Source organism: bacterium, from assembly GCA_018812485.1.
Taxonomy (GTDB): domain Bacteria; phylum JAHJDO01; class JAHJDO01; order JAHJDO01; family JAHJDO01; genus JAHJDO01.
This window is the reverse complement of sequence record JAHJDO010000114.1, coordinates 1-2219: the sequence shown is the minus strand read 5'-3', so window position 1 is coordinate 2219 and position 2219 is coordinate 1. Positions and strand designations below refer to the sequence as shown.

Below are 2219 nucleotides of genomic sequence, written 5' to 3'. Positions count from 1 at the left end.
ATTTCTAGCTTGGGAGCCGAGAGCCAGAGTCGAACTGGCGACCTGAGCATTACGAATGCCCTGCTCTACCAACTGAGCTATCCCGGCAAATCAGCTTGCATAACCTCTATTCGTTCTTTTATCACTGACTTCTTAAAGCCTTTGGTGTCCATCTGGTGTCCATATTCAGGCAAAACAAGCATTTCTACGGCGATTTTTTTGTGCCCTGGATTTGTATGAGAATATCTCATTGTTGTACTGATGTCTTTATGTCCCAAAAGCTCTTTAACAGTCACTAAATCCACTCCATTCAAGACAAGTCTGGATGCAAAAGTATGTCTTAAATCATGTATTCTTAAATTTGTTATTCCTGCTCTTCTCTTTGCTGCGTTAAATGCTGTCTTAATACTGCCGTACCTGTCGCCATTCTCTTTGGAAAAGACGTATTTTCCATGCTTTTCAAGTGTTCTCAGTACCTCTATAAGAGAGGAATTTATAGGTATGCTTCTTACCTCTCCGCCCTTTGTATCATCGACAGTTATTATACCATAAGCCATATCAACTCTATCCCAGGTCAGATTGAGTATTTCGCCTATTCTCATGCCTGTATTTAAGGCTAAAATCAGTATGGGTTTAATGTGTGCGCCTGCATTCTCAATTAGCTTTTTTTCATTCTCGTAACTCAATACTCTTATGATTTTCTCTTTCTCTTTCAGCATCTTCACTTCTTTAACTGGATTCTTTTCTGTATATCCCCATTTTATAGCCATAGTGAACATGTGTTTTAGACAGGCAAGTTCGCGATTAATCCCGCCGGGACTTAGTTTCTCCTGTCTTTTGACTTTATAATTCTCCACATGCTTACAGGTTATGCCATTTAATCTCAACATCTTGAAAAATGGAGTCAGGCTTTTTAGTATTGATACGTCTCTTATCCATGAGCGTTTATTTGCCTTGGAATATTCAAGATAATCCTTTGCAAATTCGCTGAATTGTGGGCTGGTTTTCTGCTTCTTGAAGTTATACTTGCCCTGCAAAATCTCTGACTTTCTGACTGACAGAGCATGTTCTGCTTCTCTTCTGCTGGCTCCAACACATTCTCTGATTCTTCTGCCCTCAAAATAATAATCTATAAACCACTTGCCACGTTTTCTGAATATAGGCATGTTTAGCCCCTCCTTTTATCCAGGTACTCTCCGATTGCCTCTCTTACTGTCTTAGACATGACATTAAGCCTTCCTTCTTTAACAGATTTTTTATTGCAGAATTCAAGGAGTCTTTTAAACAGTTTCTCATCTATCATTACCTGTAATCTTCTCAGTTCTCCTGTTAATTTTTTCATAAGTTTATTTATACGCTCAATTGTGTAATTTGTCAAGTACTAATAGAAATTCCTACCACTCTTTTGATTTCCTCTTATGCTCTTCAATCCACTGGTCCAAATCTTTGATATCAAATTTATTCAGTCTTCCCATTTTGACAACAGGAATCCTGTGCTGGCAGACCCAGGAATAAAGCGTGCCTTTAGTGATACCCAGATATTCCGAAGCCTCTGTTACTGATAATAGTCGGCTATTCATTTCTTGTGCCTCTCTGTCTATTAGCTCCTCAAAATAATCCTTATTGATGCCAGGCTCATATCAGTTTTTTCGCTGTCGCAGAATTCTGACTGCTTTATTTTTTGTATAAGTTCAGAATTAAGCGTCCTGAATCTGACTTCAATTGTAAAAGGGTTGAGTTCAAGTCCTATCACATTAACTTTGCTGATTCTCCTGTCTATGCCGTCCAATATTTTCTTCAGTTCTTGTATCTGATATTCCACTACGCCTCTTTTTTGGGCAAGGTTTATGAGATATTTGCCTCGCTCATTTTTGACGAGAAGCGCCTCATGGAAGCCCATCTCTGCAAGGCCAAGTTTGGATAAAGGAATCTGCCCTTTGCCATAATCAAGAACAAGATAAGAATCCTCCAGCACCTCGTGATTGAAACTCTCCCTGAGTTTCATGAAGTCCTTTACAGCGCCCTTTATTTGTAGTTCAGATTCCTGGTAGTCCATTTTTATATCCTTATCAATTCCTCAAAATTCAAATTAAGAATTTTCGAAAGAAGCAATACTTTTGTTTTAGTTTGCGTTTCTTCATCTAATTCCTGAATGATTTTTGTGACTTCTTCAAACACTTTCTCATCCCTGCAGCCGATTATCACTTTTTCACAGCCGGCTTCTATATCTTTTCTTATAT

General features: G+C 38.5%; 5 protein-coding genes and 1 tRNA gene. All 6 read right to left on the bottom strand.

Annotated elements, in window-relative coordinates:
* Nucleotides 1-14: 14 nt before the first annotated feature.
* Nucleotides 15-87 (bottom strand) — tRNA-Thr (locus KKC91_09245).
* Complete coding sequence (locus KKC91_09240) at nucleotides 78-1145, bottom strand: tyrosine-type recombinase/integrase (GenBank protein ID MBU0478736.1); 1068 nt, start codon at nucleotides 1143-1145, stop codon at nucleotides 78-80. The genes KKC91_09245 and KKC91_09240 overlap by 10 nt, the downstream gene beginning before the upstream one ends.
* A gap of 2 nt (nucleotides 1146-1147) precedes the next feature.
* Nucleotides 1148-1321, bottom strand: a complete 174-nt coding sequence (locus tag KKC91_09235) for a hypothetical protein (protein MBU0478735.1) — start codon at nucleotides 1319-1321, stop codon at nucleotides 1148-1150.
* A 52-nt stretch (nucleotides 1322-1373) separates the two neighbouring features.
* Complete coding sequence (locus KKC91_09230; GenBank protein MBU0478734.1) at nucleotides 1374-1559, bottom strand: helix-turn-helix domain-containing protein; 186 nt, start codon at nucleotides 1557-1559, stop codon at nucleotides 1374-1376.
* A gap of 20 nt (nucleotides 1560-1579) precedes the next feature.
* On the bottom strand, nucleotides 1580-2035 hold the full coding sequence (locus KKC91_09225; GenBank protein MBU0478733.1) for a hypothetical protein: 456 nt from the start codon (nucleotides 2033-2035) through the stop codon (nucleotides 1580-1582).
* A gap of 2 nt (nucleotides 2036-2037) precedes the next feature.
* Nucleotides 2038-2219 (bottom strand): hypothetical protein (locus KKC91_09220; protein ID MBU0478732.1); only part of this gene is annotated, 182 nt, incomplete at its 5' end.

Coding starts and splice junctions, on each gene's coding strand:
- KKC91_09240 (MBU0478736.1), bottom strand. CDS start 1,145: ATGCCTATATTCAGAAAACGTGGCAAGTGGTTTATAGATTATTATTTT.
- KKC91_09235 (MBU0478735.1), bottom strand. CDS start 1,321: ATGAAAAAATTAACAGGAGAACTGAGAAGATTACAGGTAATGATAGAT.
- KKC91_09230 (MBU0478734.1), bottom strand. CDS start 1,559: ATGAATAGCCGACTATTATCAGTAACAGAGGCTTCGGAATATCTGGGT.
- KKC91_09225 (MBU0478733.1), bottom strand. CDS start 2,035: ATGGACTACCAGGAATCTGAACTACAAATAAAGGGCGCTGTAAAGGAC.